Here is a 21,609-nt window from a genome sequence, read left to right as displayed (position 1 = left end):
GGTTCTTCTTCGACTTCAGTGTTCTTGGGCTTGTCCCACGGCGCCATCGGCGCTGGCGTGGGTCGGCAGGGGCGGCGGCAGATCAGCGGCAAACTCAACTTGGAGCCTGCTGACGCGCCGGACCATGGGCTGGCTACCAGCCAGTACAGCCAGCATCATGCCAATCATCAAGATCAGGCCGTTGCAGTTGCGAAGGGCGCCGATCACCAGCGGCTCGGGAAAGCCCTGCGCATGGCGATGCAGGGCGTGGATGCCACCGTGCACGAAGGAGTTGAGCGCGGCAGCGTTGTTGTCCTTGAATGCCTGCAGGCCTTGGAGCGGCTGCGCCGCGGCCGGCTTATCGGCCAGTTGCTTGAGCATGTCGGCCAGCATCGGGAGCTTGTTGGCAGCGGCCTCGGTCTCTTTCGACAGCGGGGCGGCGAGCTTGTCCACCGCGAGGTCCGTCGCTGCGTAGAGCAGCCACACGGCGCGCGTCAGCGCTTCATGCTGCAGGCGAAGCAGGCTGAGCGCCGCTGTCGATAGCCCCTGCGCCACCAGAACGCGAAGCGCGCGGCCATGCTCCAGCGCCACGCAGGCGGCACTGACACTGACGCTGATGCGCGCCGAACCGTCGTACGGGCGGTACTGGTCGGCGGCGATGGCGGCCATCACGGCGTCATCCAGCTGATCGGCTCGGGCAAGCGCCTGGCCCAGCGTGTCGAGCTCCAAGTTGGCGTCTTGTGATGCGGGGGCGTGCGTCATGCCACGTCTCCGGAGAGGGTTCGATGCAGGGCCTGCAACTGGCTCTGCGCGGCATGGATCTCTTGATTCAGCGCCACTTGGCGGGCGATCTGCCTTTCCTTCTCAGCCTGGCTGCGCAAATGTGCGATCTGCGCCTTCAGCTCACGACAACCCTGCAAGGCGGCATGCCGTTCCACGGCCCGCTCACGCGTCAGACTGGGCTGGAAGCAGCCCGTCTCCTGGGCAATGTCCAACGCACTTGCGGTGTCGAGCCAGCCTTGGTAGAGCGCGAACAGGTCGGACTGTGGCTGCTTGGCCAGCGCCACCGCCTCGTAGAAGTCCTGCCCGCGGCCAGCCTCCGGCAGAAGGACGGAAAGGACGGGGCCGTCCAACACCGTCTTGTCCGCTTCGTTCTGGGATGCGCGGATGTGCGCGAGCGACAGGCTGGTGCCAAGGTCCGAGCTGGTTAGCAGCAGCACCGGGTAGGGCACGGCACGATGCAGCAGCTCCCCCAGGCGACCCAGCTTGGCGCCAGGCTTCAGCTTCAGGGTGAGTACTGCCACCTCCAGGTACTCGCGCTGCGCATCCTTGAAGGCCGGCACGCCGATCAGGTGAGGCTTTAGGGACGCCAGCCACTGGACCTCTTCCACCCAGTCCTGCACCTGGCGCCTGTCGGCCGCAGTGGCGGCTCCATGCTCGGCCAGCAGCTTCTTCGGCACGCGCTGGTCGACCCGAGTGGCATCGGGCAGACCGAGAGCTTTGATCAGTGCATCGGCACTCATGCCGCAGTCGTGCTCGCTGCGGCTCCCGCCGTGGCTGCAGAACCCGGCAGGACAGTCAGGTAGGCCAGCACTTCGAAGTCGTTCATGCCGGCGAACTCGCCCCGCATGGCATGGGTTCCGCCCGACGTGAAGAGACTGGCGACGGCCCGTTCCTCCCCCTTGCCAACGATCGAGCCCACCGCAGCGGCGAGCAGGTCTTGGGCGTGGCGCATCTCGGAGTACTGTCGCGTGCTTTTGGCATGGCGGGCGACGGCGCCCGCGTCAGGCAGCTCTCGCCCCGTGCTCAAGCGCTTCAGCCGATCAAGCACGTGCTTGGCCTGCGTGTACGGCAGCAGCACGGTGCCGTGCTCGCCGATGTGCACCAGGTAGATGGGCGCCAGCGGATAGTTGGGGTCGACGGCTTTCTCGGCCGCGACCCCCTCGGCGCGCAGGCAGAAGAGCATGCCGGGGGGGATGTCGGCTTCGTAGCTGGTGGTGACGGCGCAGGCGCCCAGGGGCATGCTCTCCAGCTTCCCGGGGTGGGCCTTGAGGTAGCGCGCCAGGTCGATGCGGTAGTCGGTGAGAGTCAGATCGGTGATGGACACGCCGCTGGACAGGTCTTCAAGGTCAATCACGGCGTCCTGCAGCTTCAGCAGCTGCTTGCGCCGGTACTCCAGGTCGTTCATCGGGTCGCCGGACTGCTGCTCAATGATGTTCTCTTCGCCAGTGGCAGAGACATCCAGCAGCACCATGCGACCGCTGACGCGCTGCTCCAGGTTGATGTATTCCTCCAGCTCCATGTTGGGCCAGAAGTTGACGAGCTGGATGCTGGTGTTGGGCGAGCCCAGCCTGTCCACCCGGCCGAAGCGCTGGATGATCCGCACCGGATTCCAGTGGATGTCGTAGTTCACCAGCCAGTCGCAGTCCTGCAGGTTCTGGCCCTCGCTGATGCAGTCGGTGGCGATCAGCAGGTCAAGCTCCCCCTCTTGGGCAAGGCTGGCAGGGCGCTCCTTGGATCGCGGGGAGAAGGTCGTGAGGATCGTGGTCAGATCCTTGCGCATCCCGGGCAGGGTTGACCGGTTGCGTCCCGAGCCGGTGACCAGAGCTGCTTCGACTTGTAGGTGGGTCCTGGCCCAGTCCGCCAAGTGGTCGTATAGGTACTCGGCCGTGTCGGCGAACGCGGTGAAGACGATGACCTTGCGATTGCCCGCGTTGATGGGGTTGCGCACCTTCTCCGCGATCAGGGCGCGCAGTTTTCCGAGCTTGCCGTCACGGGCGGCATCGACTTGAAGTGCGGCGGCGTTGAGCGTAGCCAGTCGGTTGCGGTCTTCGGTGAGGTCCTGTCGCCAGCGAGCGAGGTCAATGTCGCCGAGCAGCACCTTGACCTTGCGGCCGACGAGCAGGGTTTCGAAAGCGGGATCGTCCACGTCGACATCCGCGATGTCGATCTCTTCGAACTCGTCTTCGGCGCCGACGCTCCCGGCCTTGTAGGCCTGCAGCCGAGCCAGGGTCTCGTCGACATCCTTGAGCTGGCGGCCCACGGTCAGCGCGAAGGAGAAGACCGAGCTTTCCATCCGCTTGAGCAGGTTGACCCGCATCAGGTGGATCAAGCTCTCTTCGCGGTCGACCTGACGGAAGATGCTCTCGCCGCCGCGGATGGACGTGCTGTACTTGGCGTCGTAGCTAGGCAGCTTGTCCTCCTTGACGTAGCGCAGCGGCGCGTAGCTGGCCAGCTTGAGCCGGCGGATCTCGAGGTTGATCTCCTTGATCGGCTGGAACTCGCCTGCCTTGTCGACATCAGCCTTGATGTTGACGGGCGGCAGTCGGCCGGGGAAGCGGCCGGTCTCCGCGGTGCCGTAATACTTCTCGATGTGGCGGCGCGAGCGCGCGATGGTCAGGTGGTCCAGCAGCGCGAAGTAGTCGAAGCCCAGCATCTCCACCAACAACTGGGGGGTGCGCTCTTCTTCGGGCAGCTCCAGCCAACGGTTGAAGGACTTTTGGGCGCGGCGCGTGGTGCTGTCGACGCTGGCGATGCCGTGGTCAAAGAGGGCGGTGTCGTCGCCCTCGGTGACGAAGGCGATCTGGTTCTTCAGGTCTGCCAGGCGATTGTTGACCGGCGTCGCTGACAGCATCAGCACGCGGGTTTTGACGCCCTCGCGGATGATCTTGCGCATCAGCCGGTCGTAGCGCGTCTCGGCGCCTTGCTTCGGCGCCTTCTTGTTGCGGAAGTTGTGAGACTCGTCGATGACGACGAGGTCGTAGTTGCCCCAGTTGATGTGCGCGAGGTCAATGTCGCCCGACAGTCCACCGTCACGCGAAAGATCGGTGTGGTTCAACACGTCGTAGTTGAAGCGGTCGGACGCCAAGATGTTGCGCTGGTCGTTGGCCTTGTAGACGGTCCAGTTGTCGCGCAAGCGCTTGGGGCACAGCACCAGAACGCGATCGTTGCGAAGCTCGTGGTACTTGATGATGGCCAGCGCCTCGAAGGTCTTTCCGAGGCCAACACTGTCGGCAATGATGCAGCCGCCAAAGCGGTCCAATTTGTCGATGGCGCCGACGACGCCGTCGCGCTGGAACTTGTAGAGCTTCTTCCAAACGATGGTGTCGCGGATGCCGGTGGCTGATTTGACGATGCGGTCCTCGTCCATGTCTTGGCTGTCGGCCCTGAATAGGTGGTACAGCATGGCGGTGTAGACACTCATTGGGTCCCGCGCGGCAGCCAGGTCGTCTAAGGCGGCAAGGATCGCCGCCTTCGCGTCGGGTTGCTGGCCCAAGCTGTCCCACTGGGCATCGAACCATTCGGCCAGCATCTCGGCTTCCTGCTCGGACTCCGACGCTTGAATGAAGCTCAGCGGGTTGCCGGGGGTAATGCCGAGTCCATCAGTCGATAAGCCGAACGACCCGTGCACGGCTTGCCGGGCCTTGCCGTCAGGTCCGCGCAGCACCGCGAGGCCTTGGGGGATGGCGCCTGGCGCACACCGGACTTCAGCCTTGCGGCGAATCCATTCCGCGAACTGCATGGCGATGTTCGGGGCCTTCAGCCGGTTCCGTGCTGGACGGTCGGCGACGGTCCCGAGGAGGTTGAAATCAGCAGCTTCTGCGGGCAGCAGCAACCGAGCGGCACTGAGCTTGTTGGCGCCTTCTTGAAGCGATTCGAACGCGAATAGCGACCCCGATGATGTCATGAGGTCGATCGCGTTGCCCGCAATGAGCTCCGGCGAGATGAGATCTACGACGCGATCAGTACCAGCATTACGAACCAGTTTCATTTATGTTCGCTCCCCCTCCGCAATTTAACCTCGGGACGGGGAGAGATTGATCTGTTCCTCGCCCGGCGCGTCTCGGAGGCCGCCGCGGACGAGCGCGCCCTTCGCGATCTCTTCAAGCTTCATCTTCTTCTCCCATGGCGCGCCGCATCCAGGCGCGCGCATGCGAAGAGCAGGCTTCGCATGCCGTGTGTTCGATCGTCGCCATGCCGCTCATATGTAGTAGCGGAATGGCAGCGGAGGCAGGTCGTTCCTGCGCGGGGCCGCGGTCAAGATCTCGCCGACGGTGTCGGCGAATCGCAGCGTCACGGGAACGCCGTCTCCGTAGATGCACGCGTTGTAGTTGAGCTTTGTAAGGCCCAGCACGTCGGCCATGACCTGCTCGATATCGGCGTTCCCCCGAGCGATTTCGATGGTCAAAGGACTCGGCACCTCCCGGCCGGCATAAGTCTGAAGCCGGGTGACGTAGCCCTTGGTCCACAGGTAGCCGCGAGTCTCGGACTTCACCCACGCCAGGCCGCGGGCAATCGCGCTGGGACCATGGCGATAGAGCTTGACTCCGGAGTCCTCGCGGATGCGTACGCAGACCACGTTGGTCTCCGGTGGCACCGTTTCGCGGAAGCCCTCCCACTCCTCGTATGAAAAGCGGGTCTTGCCATGGATGAACAGCTCCTTGGGCGCTTCGCCACCATGGCTCTTGCGGTAGGCCTCCACCACCAGCGACATCAGCGCTTTGGCCTTGTCCCGGGGCAGATGGAACTCGTCTTCCTTCTCAGACTTGAACTGGCCTGGCGTGCCCTTGAAGACGACGCCGTCGCCCGATTCCAAGAACATTTGGGCGCCGCAGCAGACCATGCCCGGCTCCGGGTTCGAAGCGTCCTGCTTGAACACGACGCCGACGTAGCAGACGCCGGGGCGCACATGGGCGAGCTGCCAAGGCTTCCCGCCCGCCTTAAAGTAGCAGGTCGTCGCCAGGTTCCACGCAAGCGTCGCAGAGTCCTGCAAGGGACGCAGCGGCTTGCCGAGCTTGTTGGGGAACTCCTCAGGCGCCAGCGTCGTCTCGCGCACGACCTGGACCGCGGCCTTGTGCTCCAAGAGGCGGGCCTTGAGCTGGTTGTGGAAGTCCAGTTCGTAGAGGTAGATCTCCGCGGACTTGGCGTCTTCGGCGAACAGCCCAGGCTCATTGGTCAAAAGCCGAGTCGCCTGCTTCTTGTCCATGAGGGCAACCGGCGCCGTCTGCTCCGGGCCACCCTTCTTCGACTTCGACTGCGGGCGGCAGTGCTTGTGGACATCCTCCGGCACGATGGCCATCCAGAGATCGATGTGCGCCTCGGCGTCGTCGCGTAGATGTTCCGCGATGGCGTCCGAGTAGAGCGAAACCGCCTTGTGGATCGCCTGGTGTCGATCGGGGATGCTGATCGCAGCGTCGAGGTCGGCCGGGTCGATCTCGATGAAAGCCGCTGGCTCCAAGGGCCATTCGACCCCGAAGATCGCCTGGAAACCGGGGAACAGCGTGTGGTTTGGGTCGTCGGGCCTGGCCGGCGCGATGGGCTTGCCGAGCCGCTCGGAGAACTTGCCATAGAGTCGACGGCCGCGCGCTGTGGCCACGACGCCGATGCGGAGCCGGCCGCCCGTGAGCGGCCCGCGCAGCGGGCCGTAGAGCGAGAGACCGTCCTTCGGGTGTGCCATGGCCTGGCCGAAGGCGAATTGCAGTTCGGGCTCAGCGATCTCGATAAGGCGAGGGGTAAAGGTCATTGAGCGCCCTCTTCTTCGCCGTCTTCCTCCTGGGCGGTATCTTCCTCGTCGATCTCGTCGACCGGCTCCGCATCGATGGCGTGCGCCACATCCGACAGGCCGGCTGGCGCCTCGAATTGGATTGGCGTCGAGCACAGCGAGATGCTGCGGCCAGAGCCGACCGACAAAAGCAGTTCCGGCTTGCCGTCCGAGGCCAGCCACAGGAAGGCGCGCATGAGCGTGCGCCACTGCTCGTTCCACCAGCTCTTGCAAAAGCCTCGGCGCAGGCGATGCGCCTTCAAGGCGTCTTCGAGCGGCTTGCCGTCCTCGTCGGTGAAGATGACGGCGTGGCGGAGCTCCACGCGCCAAGGCTCGTCGAAGGACGTCACCATGCCGACGCCGTAAGCCCAGCAAGCCCCGCGCTTCTCGCTCTTGCCGGTGAGCGCCTTGCGGCGCTTCGTCCCGTCGAAGTCCTCATAGGAGACGAACTTACCGCGCCCGCCCGTGAGCTCCGGAGTGGCATAGAAGATCCTCCGACCGCTAGCTTGGTAGACGCTGGCGAAGCCCTTGGCCTCCATCGCCAGTTCCCAGGCCTGGCGGACGAGATTGCCCACGCGCTTACGAGCTTCCCACCGGGGCACTTCCCTGTCGCCGAGCGTCGAGCCCTCCTGGATGAAGGTGGCCGTCTCCGCGGCGTTGGCCGCCTTGAGCATCACGGACTTGGCCATCAGCGACACGAGGTCCGAACCCTTGGCGAATCCGACGATGCGGTCCTCGTGCTCAAACCAAGGCAGCCTTCGGTTCTCCTCCGTCACTTTGATCTCGCGATCCTTGCCGAGAATGCGCGCGGTCTCGATCGCCGGCGGAAGCGCGAGGATGCGAAGCCAAGTCGAATCGAGCGTCTCCTTCGCGTCGGTCCGAACGATGGCGCCTTCTTTGAGCTCGGGCAACCAATGGCGGGCCAAAGCAGGATCGATGCGCGAAACCTTGGGCGCTTCGGCCTCTTCTAACGTGTCGACCAGGGCTGCTAGGCCCTTGTGCCATCCCGACGCAAAGTCGATCAGGTTCTTGCGGTGCAGCGAGATCGGCACATCGCTGAATGGGATGCCATCGATGCGAACTGGAATGATGAAGCCCGGCAGGCCACGTTCGATCGTGCCGGCCACCGCCCACTCGTCTTTGACACCCTGCTTGCCGACGGCCACTTTGGACACGACGGCGATGAAGCGAAACGAATCGTTGCGAATGGCCGCCTCGATCTTGTCCCAAAAGTAGTCCCCGCCTTTCAGCCGCGCGAGGTCATGCCAAACCTTGTAGCCGGCCAGTTCCAGCTTGGAGCCGAGCCAACGGACGAAATCGTTGTCCTCGGGGGTCGCATGGCTGATGAAGATCGCCTCGCGCGTCATACGACCGCCTCCTTGCCGGGCCCGGCATATACGCCGGGCGCCACGGCCGCGCTTTCGACACCATTGAGGGTCGGCGTATTGCGCAGCCACAGGTGATGGGTCGCTGGATCGAGTCGGTGGTCTGGGCTCGCATCCACGTTCCATCGCCGCAGCACATAGCCGGCCAGCGCCGCACGTGCCTTGATACGCAAGACTCCATCCTGCATTCCGTAGTCGGCTTCGATGGCCTTTGGATGCTTGATGTTAGGGTGTGGTGCGAGTTCCATCTCCACCATGCGCGCCCATTGCTCGTCGGCGCCTAAGAGCTCGCGCTCGTCGACCTCGCCCTCGATCTCCTGCACCTTCGAGATGCGCGTCAGCACGAAATCGCCGAAACGAGCGCGCTCGCGGTCGAAGGCCCGCACATGCCAACGCAGACCGTTGTCGGCCAAGGCAACAGGCACGATCTCGCGGCGCTTCATGCCCGAGGACAGTGACAGGTAGCTAATCCGCGTCGCGCGGCGGGCGCACATGCTCCGGGTAATCGCGCCCAGAACCTGCAGATCTGGGCGCGTGAGCTGGCCTGGTCCTTCGCAGGGAGCAGCCGGCTTCAAACCTAGGTCCAACCCGTCGCCGAAGCCTTGCAGCAGCCAAGCGAGGACGCGGTCCGCATTGAACTCGAAAACGGGGGCGAAAGACGGCGAGGGCCGGTAGCAACGGCCCGCCAGGTCGTATTCAAGATTGTCAGGCGCAATGTCACGATACAGCGCAAGGTCGCGCGTGGAGGCCGCGGGTCTAATGCCGAAGCGCGCCTCAATGTCGGCGCGTCTTAGCTCCCCTGTGAAGAACGCGCGCAACTCCAAGAACGCCAGCCGTTCACGCTGTGCCTGAGAAGCATCCAGAGGTTCTGTCAAAAAAGCCCCCCCTCGGCGCGACGCAAGAGTCACGCTCATCTGTAGAGGAGCATACCACGATCATCTTTTTGATCATGTCCCAAGGACAGATGTCACCTGCGCGCAGTACGGCCCAACGCTTCGCCCCTGGTCCGCGGGCGTTCCTTGTCCAATTCATTGGCTGCCGGTATGGCCGGTTCGCTCGATACCACTCGCGCGGTGGCATTTTCCTTGTCGCCCCTGCGCATGGCCGCATCGCGTCGAAGGCCCCGTGCGAGTATTCCGACCAAAGTGGGGCGGGTACTCACGTTGGTCGGCTACTTTTCAATGGTGTGCTGGTTGATGAACGTGGCACGCACACCTGGCCCGGCGGCCTGATTCCGGCCCTGCGACACGTGCCACGCGCGCCGGTCGGGGGTCTCGTGCTTGGCCTGGACCAGGGATTGATGCTCCAGGGGCTTCAACTTGGCTGACGAGGCCTGCGAGGAAGCGCGGCACGACAGTGCCAGCCTGCGCAGTTTCGTTGGCATCGACCTGGGACGCGAGCGCGTGCCCGACGCGACCACGCTGTTGAAGTTCCGCCGTCTGCGGGGCACTTACAAGCTGGGCGAGAAGCTGTTCGCCAAGGTCGGCGAGGTTCTGCAAAGCCGCGGTCTGAAGGTGGGAACCGGGAGACCATCGTGGACGCCACCATCATCGGCGCGCCCAGTTCGACGAAGAACGCCGACAAGAAGCGTGACCCCGAGATGCGGCGGACGAAGAAAGGTCAGCAGTGGTACTTCGGGATGAGCTGCACATCGGCGTGGACAGCCGCTTCGACACCAACCTGCTGGTGCCCGACGCGCGCCAAGTGGGCACCGATGCGTTCAAGACGGTTGTCGTGATGCACTTCACCGCGGCGTACGCGGGCAGGGCCTGCCTGCAATGGTGGCGGTCGCGACGAAGAGATCACCGTGACGGCGCTCCCCGCCACCGGCCTCACCGTTCAAGTTTGGGCTGGGTCTGCAGGACTGGCGCTGGCCGATTCGTGGCGCGATCTGGACTGACCGGAATCTGCGTCGACAACATGTCGTGTATAAACTTGGCGATCGATCGCGACAGTTCCTGATCTGCAGGGCCTCCCGACTTCGCCAAGGCTTGGCCGAGTTGCCTCCAGGCTTCAATGGCCTCCGCCCGCGTCGCTCGGGATCGGGACCCGCTCTTCGTTCCCGGCCGGCTGGTACGCAACCGACCGTCCTCTCGCGCCTTCACGCGCCACAAGGGGTCGTAGTTCCGGCTACTGCCGCGGGTGGCCTGCCGGCTCGCCTCGGCCTCGATGCCGTGCCCGCGCAGCTTTCCGGCGAATGTCTCGCGCCAGCGATGTAGGTCGGCCTTGCGCGGGTTGAGTCGCGTTCCCACCCGCGATTCGGCCCGCACGCTGATGTGCACGTGTGGGTTGGCCTGGTGGTCGTGCAGGACCATCACGTACTTGTGGCCAGCCAGTTCGGTTTGCGCGAACTCACGCGCCGCGCGCTGCACGGTCAATGGGTCCGTGCCGCGCGGCATCGACAGCATGATGTTGTAGGCCTCGCGCCGGTGGCCGGGTTCGGCTTCATCGGGAATCAGGGATCCGCCAATGCGCCACTCATCGGCCAGGTCGCGCAAGCTGTCCTTGCCCCGCATCGCCTCGCCGCGCTGGTCCTCGATCTCCAGCCGGCCGTTCTTGCTGATGTAGCGGAAGTGCGCAGCGATAGCTTTCATGCCGCGCCCACCGCCAGTCACCTTGACCATCACTTGGGGCGCACGCCGAACCACTGTCGCCTCGATGCGCTTGCGGATGGCAGCAGCGCGCAAGCGCGCCGCCTCGCCACTCAGCCTGGGTTGCGGCTTCACCTTGACGACGCGATTGCTGGGGTAGAACAGGCGGTCGCCCCACGTGATCAAGATGCCGTCAATGTTGGGTGGTTGAGCCATGGCGATCTGTCACTGGGTGGAGTTTGTTGTGGGCCGAGCACCGCGGCTCCTTGGCTGCAGCTCGGCCAACACTCGGGCGGCCAACTCGAGGTGACGGCGCACGTCGCCGGCCAGCGAGTCCAGCATCTCGCGGTACGGCCTGGCGGGTTCTACGTTGGCCTGGCGCAGCAGCACCGTCAGTCGGTGGACGTTGCGGCTGAGGGTCGACAGTTCGGCGCTGGAAGCCATCAGTGCGGCGATGTGCTCGGCACGGCCCCCACCGGCCGATAGCACGGGTACGTTGGCAACGAGGCCGGCAAGATAGGCGCCGCGCGACAAGCCCGCAGCGCGTGCTCCGGCGGCGAGTTGTCGAACTTCCTCCAATGTCATGCGGATCGACAGCTTGACGCTGGCGGCGCTCGAAGCGGCGCCGCTGGGCACCTTCAGTTGGTAAGGGGCGTCCTCGATTGAAAGCCCGAGATCGCGCGCCACAGCCCCACGCACCAGCACCGACACGCTCACCCGCCCCGCCAGCGCGCGGGCCACCAGCGTGGCCTTCAAGCCGCGCATATCAACCGTGACGAAGTCATGGGCGGTGGTGTTCATAAGCCGACGAATGGAGGGGCGCGAAGCGCTTGTGAAACTGGCGGCACCGCGCCTATCTCTGCACTCACCATGCATTCAGTATTGGCTTGGATCGACGTCGCTAGGCCGATGATTTCCGCCCAAGAATCATCGCGCGGCGTGCTGGCATCGACGAGGAATCGGTACACCTTCGCCAAGAAGTGAAGCGTATTCGGCAAACCGTCGAACAGCTGCGATCGGGTATCGCCACGCGTTCGAACCGGCTTCGCACATTCCTCGATCAAGGCTCGGCGAGGATGATCAGGAATGGCCTCGGCGCCCCCAAGGATCGAATCATCATCGAACTGGATTCGATGATTTCTCGGTCGGAGTCATCGCACGAAGTGGTCCCTGCAAGCACTACGCTGGACTCAATTGCTGCATCGAGTCGCCATGAGCCTACAAGCACGTCGCCCACCTGGTCATGCCAAACGCAAGGCGCTGACGTACGCGGCCGACATCGTCAGCTTGCGGACCCAAGGGCACACCTTGTCTGCGATACGCGATGCACTGGAAGACGCGGGCGTCCTGGTCAGCATCAGCACGGTTCGCCGTGAAGTGCTGAAGGGCACGTTGACAACGGCAGGATCCACGCCAGGAGCCTTTCCAACGGTTCCGCAAATGGGTTTGACAAGTCGTGGCAAGTCAACAAGCCCCGTCTTAACACCTCACCCCGCGCCGGGCACGGCGCCGCTGCCTGGAAAGGCCATCGCCGAGGAATTCATGCGTGGCCGTCCCACCAACACCCTGTTCTTGAAGGAGTCTTCGAAATGAAACTCGCGGTCATCAGCTTCTCGGGCAACGTGGGCAAGTCCACGATTGCACGACACCTCCTCGCGCCGCGCCTCCCAGGCGCCCGCGTCATCGCCATCGAGAGCATCAACGCCGACGAAGGTCAGTCGCAGTCGATGCGCGGCTTCCAGTTCGGCGAGCTCCAGGAGTACCTCCAAGGCGTCGATGAGGTGGTGGTCGATATCGGCGCCAGCAACGTCGAGGAGCTGATGCGGCTGATGCACCTCTATAAGGATAGCCACGAGGAGTTCGATTGCTTTATCGTGCCCTCGGTCCCGCCGCCGAAGCAGCAGCAGGACACCATTGCTACGCTGGCCGATCTGCACGCGGTGGGGGTCCCGCCGGATCGGATCCGGATCATCTTCAACATGGTGGACGATCGCGAGCCGCTCGAGCGAACCTTTCACAACCTGCTGGCATTTCTCGAGCAGAAGCCCATTGCATCGGCCAACATTTGCTGTCGGCTCGGCATCAACGAGGTGTATGCCCGAATCAGGGGGTCGGGCGCCGATCTGGCTGAGATTGCGCGCGACGAGACGGACTACAAGCGCCTCATCGCGCGTGCCACTGATCGAAGCGAGAAGATGGCGCTCGGACAGAAGCTGGCAACCCGGCGACTCGCGCGCGGTGTCGTGTCTCAGCTGGACGCATGCTTCGCAGCGCTGGACCTCGGCCGCTTTTCCAATCGTGAGGCTGCCGCGACGGCAGTGGCATCGTGAACGATCCGGTTGCCGCACGCGAAGCGTTGATGATCGAGGCGATTGGTGAGGCGGGCAGTCTCATCGAATCCGTCAGGGGCTTGACACCGGTTCTGCAGGACATCGGCAGAGAGATTGGCCAGGCGGACGCCAGCCTGCGCGAGACCCTTGCTTCCTTCGAAGGCCGGATGGCGGCGATCACGGAGAACGCCAAGACCCGGACGGTTCAGCATCTCGCAGCTCGTGCAGATGAGGCGGCGCGCCGGTTGATTGAGCAACAGGGCCGGGCGATGGCCGACGCGGCGCGCGTGGCCTTCGGTGCCGAGCTCGGCGCGACCATACAGCGGCTGCGTTCGGCACTGCAGCCGCTGATCGAGCGACCGAACCGGCGCTGGGAACAGTGGCTGATGTATGTGGCAGTCGCCGCGGTGGCATCTGCCACCACTTGGGCGTTCGCGGTTTCGCTGGGGGCACGGTGAGCGCCGGCATGTCAGGCCTTTGCGGGTTGCGCGTAGCGCATCGGCCCCGCGCGGCCAAAGGCAGTGTGGCGCCGCGTATTGCGCGGGCCGGCGACTGCCGGCCCGCGCCCTTCTCGCCTCTGCGCGCCGCGGCTCGGCGCTCAAGTGTCGTTCGGCCAGCGCAAGCCCCAGCGCTCTATCACGGCGCGCACGCGGGCGTCACCGTCGGGGATGAGCCTGTGCAGGTCGGCCCGGCCCCAGCGCAGCGCGTCCAGGCAACTGAGCATGTCGTCGCCGATGGCATTGTCGACGGCACGTAGTTCGAACAGGTTGAACTGGAAGGCCTGGCCGTTGTACGTTGCGGCCAGGAAGCGCGCGATGCGCGGGATCTGGCCGGAGTCGCGCTCCTCGGCCAGCTTCAGCAGCCGCGCGAAAGCCTGAGCGCCGTTCTGCGTGGCCCGACGGGATCGCGTGCCGTAGGCACCGATCTCGGCATCGATGGCGTCGTGGTTCATTTGAAGTTCCTCGGGTACTTGAGAGACGGCCAGCCCGATGTTCGGGCCGGCCGGTCGCACCGGAGGCGATGACTTCCACCGGAAAGTCATCGCCAACCCGTCAGGCCTTGAGCTTGCGCATCTCCTCGGCCAGCATCCACAGCGCCCGGTTCAGGCTCACGCCGCGGTCGATGCTGCCCACAGGGCGGGTGTGCAGGCGGCGGCCCTGCACACTGCGGCCAGGCTGCCCGCCACGGATCACGTTCTCCTGCACACGCTGGAAAGTGGTCCACAGGCTGTGGCCGATGTCCTCGGGTCGGCGCGCCTCGATCAGTTGCTCGGCCCTGACCGGCGCGGGTCGGTGCCCACCGGTTTCCTCTAGACGGCGCTCGCCGAATCGCAGCGCCAGGGCGGCCGTCGCGAAGGCGATCTCCTCGGGCGGCTCGAGCTGCAGCGCCTTCATCGCCTCGGTGTGCTCCTCCACTGCCTCGAACTCGTCGAGCACGCGGAACGCGCCTTCGATCACCTCGCCCTGGATATTCCCCTTGTGCGGGATGCGGATGTCCTCCACCACCTCGCCCACCACCAGGCCGTTGCAGCAGACAAATCTCAGCATGCCGGCGAGCATCTGGTACGAGCTGGCGCCGTCGTGGCTGTTGATCAGGATGATCTCGTTCGCCTCGGGCCGGGTCTGCACCTGGCCGGCGTGGCGCATGCGGATCATGTGCTTGGTGAACTCCGCCTTGCCTTCCACGCGGCTGGCGCCCTGGGCGACCATGAAGGGCTCGAAGCCCTCCTGGCGCAGGCCGCGCAGGACATCGATGGTGGGGATGTAGGTGTAGCGCTCGGAGCGGCTCGCGTGCTTGCCCTCGGCGAAGATGGACGGCGCCACGGCGCGCATCTGGTCTTCGCTCAGGGGTTGGTCGCCTCGCATCACGCGGGTGTTGCGGGCAAAGCGGGTGGCCAGTGTCGGAGTCGAGTACATGATGGCTTCCTTCGATCGTTGAATGAGGTTCGAAGGGCGGGCGCGGCTCAGTGGCATCACGCCCACCCGGTGCGGATTCAGGAGTCGGCGTGCGCTGGCTGGCGCGCGTTGCGCGGCTTGCGGGTGATGGCGGCCGGCGCGGCTTGCTCGCCGCTGCTCGCGCTGCCTTCGACGCTGTGGCCGCCGTTGCGGCGCGCCTCGGACTCGGCGCGGCTGTCGAGGTAGTCGATTTCCTCGGCGGTGAACGCCATGCCGTAGACGGTTTCGCCGTCCTTGTCGTAGTTGTTGTTGCGCAGGCGGCCCAGGATGTTGACGTGCGAGCCCTTGCCCAGGTACTCGGACGCGTTCTCGGCCTGCTTGCCCCACAGCGTCCACTGGATCGCGGTGGACTCCTCCTCGCGCGTCTCGCCCGAACCTCGCCGCGTGTTGCTGATCGCGGTCAGCACCGCCTTGGCGATCTTGCCCTCGCGGCCGTTGACGAATTCGAGCCTGACGGCGCCTGCCAGGTGCGCGTGACGCTGGATGACTTGGACATTTGCCATGGAGTTCTCCGATCGAGAGCAATCAGACGGGTCCCGGTCCGGGTTCCCTGAAAACTGATCCTCTCGCTCGGACTCCCTCGCTCCCGCCCACGGGCGGGCGGGGGGTGGGCATGGCCCCTTCCCTCACGGGAAGGGGTTGGGGATGGGTGGTGTTCTTCGCGGCCATTGCAGTGAGCCGGTTTCCCGGCCCACCGCTTGAAGATCCCCCCACAAGTCCCCCTCACCCACTTGACGGGGGCTTGTGGGGGGATCGCGGTGGGACGACTGGCGCACGGGCTACCCATCTCCCAATGTCCCCACAGGCGGCGCAGCACCGCGGCCGATGTGCCAGCTTGCCTGGCGCAGCGGTTGCAGCGAAGGCGACCGAACGTTCACAAGCAGCGGCGCCGCTGCGGCCGACGTGCCACCAAGGGAGCCGCCAGGCGAACGACTGGCGCGGCGGTCGAGCCGCTGCGAGCACTCCTTTGCATCCGGCATTCAGCGGCCCGGCTCCGGGCATGGCGGGTGACGGGGTGGCGATCTGGCCGGCGCCGCACCGAGCGCAGCGACGTGCAAGCCGGTCAGTTCGCCAAGCGGGCCTCGTTCACGCGCAGCGTGAAGGAATCAGGGCCCGCGATCCCCGGGCACGGGAAAGGGCCGCCGCGTGCTTCGGCCGGCTCCGCCGGGCTGACCGTGTTGCGTGAGGGATGGCAGCCCGTCAGGGTCGAGACGCTGGGCCTTTGACAGCGGCTCGACGCTCAGCGCAACAGCCCGGCCCCGCGCAGCGGGGACACGCCCTGGCCCACCGGACCTGGCATCAGCAACGGCATCGCATCCACCACCACGCGCCACGCACTCAGCGCCAACCTTGATCGCTGCTACGCCATCTTCGACAACCTCGATTCGCGCTTCTAGACTTGGAGCGATGAGGACCGCCCGCAATCCCGATGAGCCCTCCCGAGCCGCAGCCCTCCCGATGCTGACGCTCAATATCGACATCGATCAACTCATCGCCGTCCTGCGCCGGCACGCCAGGCTCACCCCGAATGCTGCACGCGCCATCCAGGATGACTTCACCAAACTGTTCCAGGCCCCGCGCATCCTTGTGCGGACGAACACACCCACTCGGAACGCCGTAGCCGCCGCCGACACGGTGCTCAGCACCCAGGCAGCAGCCGACCTGATCGGCGTTTCCCGACCGTACCTCGTGGCCCGCATCGACGCGGGCGACATCCCGTTGCACCAGCAAGTGGGCAAGCAGCGCCGCGTTCTGAAATCGGCCGTTCTGGCCTGGCACCGCAGGGAACAGACACGGCGCCGCAAGGCCCTGGGCCAACTCGGCGCCCACCTCGATCGCGAGATCTCTGCGGGCTGACATCAGCGTGCGAGAGGCTGCCCCGCCTGCGGCGGGGCAGCATCAAACCCCTACGGCGTCCGTCCGAAGATCTCGCGAGCCCTGGCTTGCGCATCCCGATGCTCGACCGGCCCCAGCTGCGGCAACGCCAGCGCCTCGTAGCCGGCGGCATACAAGGCACCACCGAAGTCGCTGTCGTAGAACTGCCCATCACGCTCACCACCGTCGTGGTACGCGGCCATCGTCGACTCGGTGAGATCGACACCGTGCTTCAACGCCAGGTACTGCCAGGTCCACGCCTTCAGAGCATCGCCCTTGGTCAACGCACGCTCGGCCGCAGACCGCAACCAATCGGCATCCCCCGATTCAGCCAGGCGCTCCTCGGCCCACTCGTCGCCCTTATGGGCCAGTTGCTCCAGTGCTGACCTCGAACCCTGCTCTGCGGCGGTGCGCAGCCACGCGGCCCGCGATTGCGGCGTCGCCGCGATCTCGGCCATGCGATCCGCATCCACATCGCCGGAAAGACGTTCGGCCAGTTCGAAGAACGCCTGACTGTCGAACGCGGCGGCGTACTCGAGCGCAGCGGCTCGAACACCACCCAACGCCGCCGCCTTCAAGTGGGCCTCGTACTTCCGGAACTGCGGCTCGAGCCGCAGGTAGTCGTCCACCCAGCCACGCTCAACGGTCGTCAGCACCCTGCCCTTGAGCGACTCCTCGTACAGATACGCGTTCGGCCGCTCGCAGCGGTACAGCGCGGCGACCAGGTGATGCACCCGCGGGTTCGGCGCCCCCGCCGCATGCTCCAAGCTGTGCAACAGCAAGGGCGAGCGCAGCAGCCGATCCCGGGTCAAGCCGGTGGCAGGCCCGTCGGGCGTCACCTCGTCGTCGTCGTCGTCCCATTCATCTGCCTCGTCCAGCCCATCGTCAACGGCGGCACGGGTCGCAGGGGTGAGCATGGCGGCCAGGTCGGACCAACGCACCGACGAAAGCTGACGCTCTGCGACGAAGGCCAGCAGCGCGCCGGCCATCGCCACCGCAGCGCCCTGCGCATACTGCAGTTGGACCGCTCGCCCGATCACCCGTGGGCCCGCGCCTGCTGGCGCATCGCCGACCCCGCCATCGGCCAGCACCGATTCGGACAGGAACGCCGCCCATGAGGAGTGGCGGAACGCGGCGGCCAGGAGTTCGTGCACATGACTGCGTTTGACAACGCAGCCGGCACGGGTCTGGAGGGATTGCTGCGCAGCGTGCGCAAGTTCTTTCAAGGTCATGAGTCTTCCTTCGGTCAACCTCGCCGAGTCGGGTCAGACGCACGCGTTTAAGTCCCCGACGACGAGGGCCCTGAAGGGAGATCACTGACGATGAAGGGGTTGCCTGTTTCTACTCGCGTGCAAGTACGGCGGGCGCCTGAACGCGAATTCTAGCCAACGGTGGGACAACGTCCACCGGGCGGCGCGAAGACACCGGCGGACACGTTGCATTTATACTGTAAATGTCTACTTTCACAGTCATTCCGCAACACAATCCGGGCATGAAGGCCGTCGCCGCCGCCACCCACGAACAGCAGGTGCTGCGTCTCGCACGCGCCCGAACGCTGCTGCGCGCCCGCGACGTGACGCAGCAGGGTCTGCCGACGATCGCCCTGACGCGCCTGGTGCAGGCCGGCAAGCTCGAACGCGTGGCGCGGGGCCTGTACGGCCTGCCCGGTGCGGCGATCAGCGAACACCGCTCACTGGCAGAAGTCTCGGCACGCGTGCCCAAGGGCGTGGTCTGCCTGCTGTCCGCGCTGCGGGTCCACGAGATCGGCACGCAGGCCCCCTTCGAGGTCTGGATCGCCATCCCGCAGCACATGGTGCCCCCCCGGCTGGACCAGCCTGCCATCCGCGTCGTTCGCATGTCGGACGACGCTCTGGCCGAGGGTGTCGAACACCTGAACATCGACGGCATCCAGGTGCCAGTCTTCAACGCAGCCCGGACCATCGTCGACTGCTTCAGGTTTCGCAACAAGATCGGCCTGGACGTCGCGCTCGAAGCGCTGCGCGACGGCTGGAGCCAGCGCAAGTTCAGGCTGGACGACCTGTGGCGCCACGCCACGCGCGGCCGCGCGGCCAACGTGATGCGCCCCTACATCGAGGCCATCACGGCATGAGCGCCAACCGGGCCACGTCCATCCGTGCCAGGCTCAACCAGCACACCGACACGTCGAAGCAGGACTTCAACCTGACCTTGACCCGCTACGGCCTGGAACGCCTGCTTTACCGGCTGTCCATCTCCGAGCACGCACCGAACTTTCTGCTCAAGGGGGCCCTGCTCTCTCAGCTCTGGTACGGCCAGACGCACCAGCCAACCCGCGACGCCGACCTGCTGGGCTTCGGCCCTGACGACGTGCCCACCCTTGTCATGGATTCCCACGGACGTAGCCGTCACGGCGCGTGATCGTCGGCGGCCGGCATACAGCGCAGCGGGGCACGCTCAGGTGCCCCACGCAGCCCTCAAAGCAGGCCCAACTCTGCGAACGAACGGACCTCGCCACCCGCTACCACCAGGTGATCGAGCACCCGCACATCCACGAGCGCCAGCGCCGTCTTCAGCGTCTGCGTCAGGAACTCGTCGGCCCGGCTCGGATCGACAGCACCCGACGGATGATTGTGCGCCAGGATCACCGCCGCGGCATTGCAACCCAGTGCTTCCTTCACCACCTCGCGCGGGTACACCGAGGTCTGCGTCACCGTGCCGCGGAACATCTGCTTCAGCGCAATGATGCGGTGCTGCGCATCCAGGAACAGCACGCAAAACACCTCGTGCTCGAGGCCCCCGATTTCCAGGCGCAGGTAGTCCCTGACCGCCTGCGGTGACGACATCGTGGCGCCGCGCCGCATCCGTTGAGACAACACCCGCCGCGCTTGGGAAAGAACCTCGTCGGCACGAGCAGGACGGTACTGGCCATCGACATCGCGCACCAGCAGCGCAGCGACAACATCAACGGAGGAAGTGGAAGACGACGACATGGCGAACTCCGGTCTGTGTCGGGCGGGATTGCCCGAGACCGGAGCACCACGGCGCAGCGCAGCTGTCAGGGTTCACAGACGGCCGCAGGCCGCAAGCGCTCGCCCCGCGAGCGCGCAGACCTTGACGGCGAGAACGACGTGGTAGCGTGGGTCGACCAGGCAAGCCCACCCACCACGCACCATCTATCTGCGGATGGTCGGGTCGAACCGCACCCAGTCGAACGAAACTGGGATGGAGCGTGAACACAGGTACAGGTCGGAGGCTCAGCGCGAATGACGGCTTAGCGTCAACGGGACACCACGTGCAACCGACAAGACACGACCCATTCCGGAAGTTCACTTCTTCTTCGCGAGCAGCCGCAGTGCAGCGGTTGCTGTCCGTCGCCGCCGACGCCCGAACTCACGATTCCGGCCAGATCGCGGTCATTCCTCGGCGCTGCGTGCGTCATCCCCAACGACCGGTATCGAAGGTGCTGCTGACTCTGCCCAGCGCCGCAGCGAACTGGACTCGCGAGAGGCCGCTTGCACGCGGCTTGAACTGGCACTCCCGACCCGTTGCCAACCTTCGCCTCACTGAACTCGGGGCCGAAAATCAGTCGTTCGATCCAAGTCGATTCCGACTCATGCGCGGCTCCGACAGGTTCATCGAAGGCTTGTTCACGATGCGTCGCCCGGACGACTTTGTGCCCGCCAACCATCCTCTGCGTCGCATACGCGTGATGGCCCGCGAGGCGTTGGTCAGGATGAACGGGCTGTTCTCGCGGATGTACGCAGGCCGACGTCAAGGGCGGCCGACCCGGCATCTCGCCGGCGGCGGTCAAGGCCCGGCGCAACGCACCCGGGTGACGAGCGCAGCGAACAAGCCGCCCGGCCGACGCCGTCAGGGCTTGATCGCCACCTTCAGCACACCATCGCGCTGGTGGGCGAAGAGCTCGTAGGCCTCGACGATCCGTTCCAGTTTGTACTGGTGCGTGACGAGAAGACCTAGGTCGACGCGTCCCGACGCCACCACGTTCATGAGGCGTCGCATGCGCTCCTTGCCGCCCGGGCACAGCGCCGTGTTGATCCTGTGATCGCCCAGGCCGGCCGCGAACGCCGACAGGGGAATGGTCAGGTCACTCGAATAGACCCCGAGGCTGGACAAGGTGCCGCCCGGCTTGAGCACGCGCAACGCGGACTCGAAGGTGCCCTGCGTGCCCAGGGCCTCGATGGCGGAGTCCGCGCCCTTCCCGCCGGTCAGCTTCATGACCTCGGCGACGACGTCGCAGTTCCTGAAGTTGAGCACAGCGTCCGCACCCATCTTGCGGGAGATTTCGAGGCGGTGATCGTTGCCGTCCACGGAAATGATGGTGGTCGCACCCAGCAAGCGCGCGCCCGCCGTGGCACACAGGCCGATCGGCCCCTGAGCGAAGACGACCACCGTGTCGCCGATGCGGATGTTGGCGTTCTCAGCGCCCTTGAATCCCGTGGACATGATGTCCGGGCACATCAGCACCTGCTCGTCGGTGAGGCCATCCGGAATCGGCGCCAGGTTCGCCACGGCATCCGGCACCAGCACGTACTCGGCTTGCGTGCCATCGATCAGGTTGCCGAAGCGCCAGCCTGCCGTGGCCTTGTAGCCATGACAGCCGCACAGGCCTTTCGCAACCAGGTAGCTGCCATCCTGCGAAGGTGCGCCGTCCTGTGCGGCGTATGAGTTGAAGTCGGGGCAGATCGCGCCCGCAATGACGCGTTGCCCTTCCTTGTAGCCGGCGACGGCGCTGCCCAGTTTTTCGATGACGCCCACGGGTTCATGGCCCACCGTGAGGCCCTTGGCCACCGGGTACTCGCCCTTGAGGATGTGGACGTCCGTGCCGCAGATCGTGGTCGTCGTGATGCGGATCAGGGCGTCGTTCGGCCCGACATCCGGGATTCGCTTGTCCACGACCTCGATGCGACCGGGTTCGACGAAGACTGCAGCTTTCATCATGGCGGACATGGACAG

The 21,609-nt window shown here is 65.4% G+C and carries 19 protein-coding genes and 3 pseudogenes; 8 read left to right on the top strand and 14 right to left on the bottom strand.

What is annotated here, in order from left to right; genetic code table 11:
* Positions 1 to 15 precede the first annotated feature (15 nt).
* The 6 genes from JJ685_RS08175 to JJ685_RS08150 form a co-directional block, all read right to left on the bottom strand.
* A complete protein-coding gene (locus JJ685_RS08175; RefSeq protein WP_201673770.1) occupies positions 16 to 741 on the bottom strand; it encodes a DUF6988 family protein in 726 nt (241 codons plus the stop codon).
* The gene (locus JJ685_RS08170; protein ID WP_201673769.1) at positions 738 to 1,502 is read right to left on the bottom strand and encodes a DUF4391 domain-containing protein; all 765 of its coding nucleotides are present in this window, start codon (positions 1,500 to 1,502) and stop codon (positions 738 to 740) included. Before JJ685_RS08170 ends, JJ685_RS08175 begins: the two co-directional genes overlap by 4 nt.
* Positions 1,499 to 4,750, bottom strand: a complete 3,252-nt coding sequence (locus JJ685_RS08165; RefSeq protein ID WP_201673768.1) for a helicase-related protein — start codon at positions 4,748 to 4,750, stop codon at positions 1,499 to 1,501. Before JJ685_RS08165 ends, JJ685_RS08170 begins: the two co-directional genes overlap by 4 nt.
* Positions 4,751 to 4,960: 210 nt before the next feature.
* On the bottom strand, positions 4,961 to 6,502 hold the full coding sequence (locus tag JJ685_RS08160; protein WP_201673767.1) for an argonaute/piwi family protein: 1,542 nt from the start codon (positions 6,500 to 6,502) through the stop codon (positions 4,961 to 4,963).
* Positions 6,499 to 7,887: a toll/interleukin-1 receptor domain-containing protein gene (locus JJ685_RS08155; protein WP_201673766.1), complete on the bottom strand. Its 1,389-nt coding sequence runs from the start codon at positions 7,885 to 7,887 to the stop codon at positions 6,499 to 6,501. Before JJ685_RS08155 ends, JJ685_RS08160 begins: the two co-directional genes overlap by 4 nt.
* A complete protein-coding gene (locus JJ685_RS08150; RefSeq protein WP_236598841.1) occupies positions 7,884 to 8,780 on the bottom strand; it encodes a WYL domain-containing protein in 897 nt (298 codons plus the stop codon). The genes JJ685_RS08155 and JJ685_RS08150 overlap by 4 nt, the downstream gene beginning before the upstream one ends.
* A gap of 438 nt (positions 8,781 to 9,218) precedes the next feature.
* On the opposite strand from JJ685_RS08150, the pseudogene JJ685_RS08145 reads away from it, so the two are divergent.
* Positions 9,219 to 9,570, top strand: a pseudogene (locus tag JJ685_RS08145) (transposase); the annotation flags it as partial.
* Positions 9,571 to 9,737: 167 nt separating this feature from the next.
* Here the strand turns inward: JJ685_RS08145 and JJ685_RS08140 are convergent.
* Positions 9,738 to 10,712, bottom strand: a complete 975-nt coding sequence (locus JJ685_RS08140; RefSeq protein ID WP_201673764.1) for a relaxase/mobilization nuclease domain-containing protein — start codon at positions 10,710 to 10,712, stop codon at positions 9,738 to 9,740.
* A gap of 9 nt (positions 10,713 to 10,721) precedes the next feature.
* Positions 10,722 to 11,297 carry a hypothetical protein gene (locus tag JJ685_RS08135; RefSeq protein ID WP_201673763.1) on the bottom strand — a complete coding sequence of 192 codons (576 nt, stop codon included), beginning with the start codon at positions 11,295 to 11,297 and terminating at the stop codon, positions 10,722 to 10,724.
* A 411-nt stretch (positions 11,298 to 11,708) separates the two neighbouring features.
* On the opposite strand from JJ685_RS08135, the gene JJ685_RS08130 reads away from it, so the two are divergent.
* Genes JJ685_RS08130 through JJ685_RS08120 form a run of 3 tightly spaced genes read left to right on the top strand, consistent with a single transcriptional unit; the run spans position 11,709 to position 13,284 of the window.
* Entirely contained in the window at positions 11,709 to 12,089 is a 381-nt protein-coding gene (locus JJ685_RS08130; protein ID WP_201673762.1) for a hypothetical protein, read from the top strand.
* Entirely contained in the window at positions 12,086 to 12,826 is a 741-nt protein-coding gene (gene stbB / locus JJ685_RS08125; protein WP_201673761.1) for a StbB family protein, read from the top strand. Before JJ685_RS08130 ends, stbB begins: the two co-directional genes overlap by 4 nt.
* Positions 12,823 to 13,284 carry a hypothetical protein gene (locus tag JJ685_RS08120; RefSeq protein ID WP_201673760.1) on the top strand — a complete coding sequence of 154 codons (462 nt, stop codon included), beginning with the start codon at positions 12,823 to 12,825 and terminating at the stop codon, positions 13,282 to 13,284. Before stbB ends, JJ685_RS08120 begins: the two co-directional genes overlap by 4 nt.
* Positions 13,285 to 13,424: 140 nt before the next feature.
* Here JJ685_RS08120 and JJ685_RS08115 read toward each other — a convergent pair whose 3' ends face one another.
* The 3 genes from JJ685_RS08115 to JJ685_RS08105 form a co-directional block, all read right to left on the bottom strand.
* On the bottom strand, positions 13,425 to 13,778 hold the full coding sequence (locus tag JJ685_RS08115) for a DUF7673 family protein (protein ID WP_201673759.1): 354 nt from the start codon (positions 13,776 to 13,778) through the stop codon (positions 13,425 to 13,427).
* A 100-nt stretch (positions 13,779 to 13,878) separates the two neighbouring features.
* Positions 13,879 to 14,742 carry a DUF932 domain-containing protein gene (locus tag JJ685_RS08110; RefSeq protein WP_201673758.1) on the bottom strand — a complete coding sequence of 288 codons (864 nt, stop codon included), beginning with the start codon at positions 14,740 to 14,742 and terminating at the stop codon, positions 13,879 to 13,881.
* Positions 14,743 to 14,819: 77 nt separating this feature from the next.
* Positions 14,820 to 15,284, bottom strand: coding sequence for a single-stranded DNA-binding protein (locus JJ685_RS08105; protein ID WP_201673757.1), 465 nt, complete (start codon positions 15,282 to 15,284; stop codon positions 14,820 to 14,822).
* Positions 15,285 to 16,239: 955 nt separating this feature from the next.
* On the opposite strand from JJ685_RS08105, the gene JJ685_RS08100 reads away from it, so the two are divergent.
* Positions 16,240 to 16,638 (top strand): excisionase family DNA-binding protein, encoded by a 399-nt coding sequence (locus JJ685_RS08100; protein WP_201673756.1) that lies wholly within the window; start codon positions 16,240 to 16,242, stop codon positions 16,636 to 16,638.
* Between the two features lie 50 nt (positions 16,639 to 16,688).
* Here JJ685_RS08100 and JJ685_RS08095 read toward each other — a convergent pair whose 3' ends face one another.
* On the bottom strand, positions 16,689 to 17,888 hold the full coding sequence (locus JJ685_RS08095; protein WP_201673755.1) for a hypothetical protein: 1,200 nt from the start codon (positions 17,886 to 17,888) through the stop codon (positions 16,689 to 16,691).
* 260 nt (positions 17,889 to 18,148) lie between these two features.
* Here JJ685_RS08095 and JJ685_RS08090 point away from each other — a divergent pair, with 260 nt between their 5' ends.
* Positions 18,149 to 18,766: a type IV toxin-antitoxin system AbiEi family antitoxin domain-containing protein gene (locus JJ685_RS08090; protein ID WP_201673754.1), complete on the top strand. Its 618-nt coding sequence runs from the start codon at positions 18,149 to 18,151 to the stop codon at positions 18,764 to 18,766.
* Positions 18,763 to 19,017 (top strand): annotated as a pseudogene (locus JJ685_RS08085) (nucleotidyl transferase AbiEii/AbiGii toxin family protein); the annotation flags it as partial. The gene JJ685_RS08090 and the pseudogene JJ685_RS08085, both read left to right, overlap by 4 nt.
* Positions 19,018 to 19,109: 92 nt before the next feature.
* Here JJ685_RS08085 and radC read toward each other — a convergent pair.
* A complete protein-coding gene (gene radC, locus JJ685_RS08080) occupies positions 19,110 to 19,625 on the bottom strand; it encodes a RadC family protein (protein ID WP_201673753.1) in 516 nt (171 codons plus the stop codon).
* A gap of 623 nt (positions 19,626 to 20,248) precedes the next feature.
* Here radC and JJ685_RS29690 point away from each other — a divergent pair.
* Positions 20,249 to 20,435, top strand: a pseudogene (locus JJ685_RS29690) (IS5/IS1182 family transposase); the annotation flags it as partial.
* 70 nt (positions 20,436 to 20,505) lie between these two features.
* On the opposite strand, the gene JJ685_RS08070 reads toward JJ685_RS29690, so the two are convergent.
* Positions 20,506 to 21,603, bottom strand: a complete 1,098-nt coding sequence (locus JJ685_RS08070) for an NAD(P)-dependent alcohol dehydrogenase (protein ID WP_201673751.1) — start codon at positions 21,601 to 21,603, stop codon at positions 20,506 to 20,508.
* Between the last annotated feature and the right edge of the window lie 6 nt (positions 21,604 to 21,609).

This window comes from Ramlibacter monticola, assembly GCF_016722785.1.
Taxonomy (GTDB): domain Bacteria; phylum Pseudomonadota; class Gammaproteobacteria; order Burkholderiales; family Burkholderiaceae_C; genus Ramlibacter; species Ramlibacter monticola.
The sequence above is the reverse complement of the archived record's forward strand: the minus strand, read 5'-3'. Positions and strand labels throughout refer to the sequence as shown.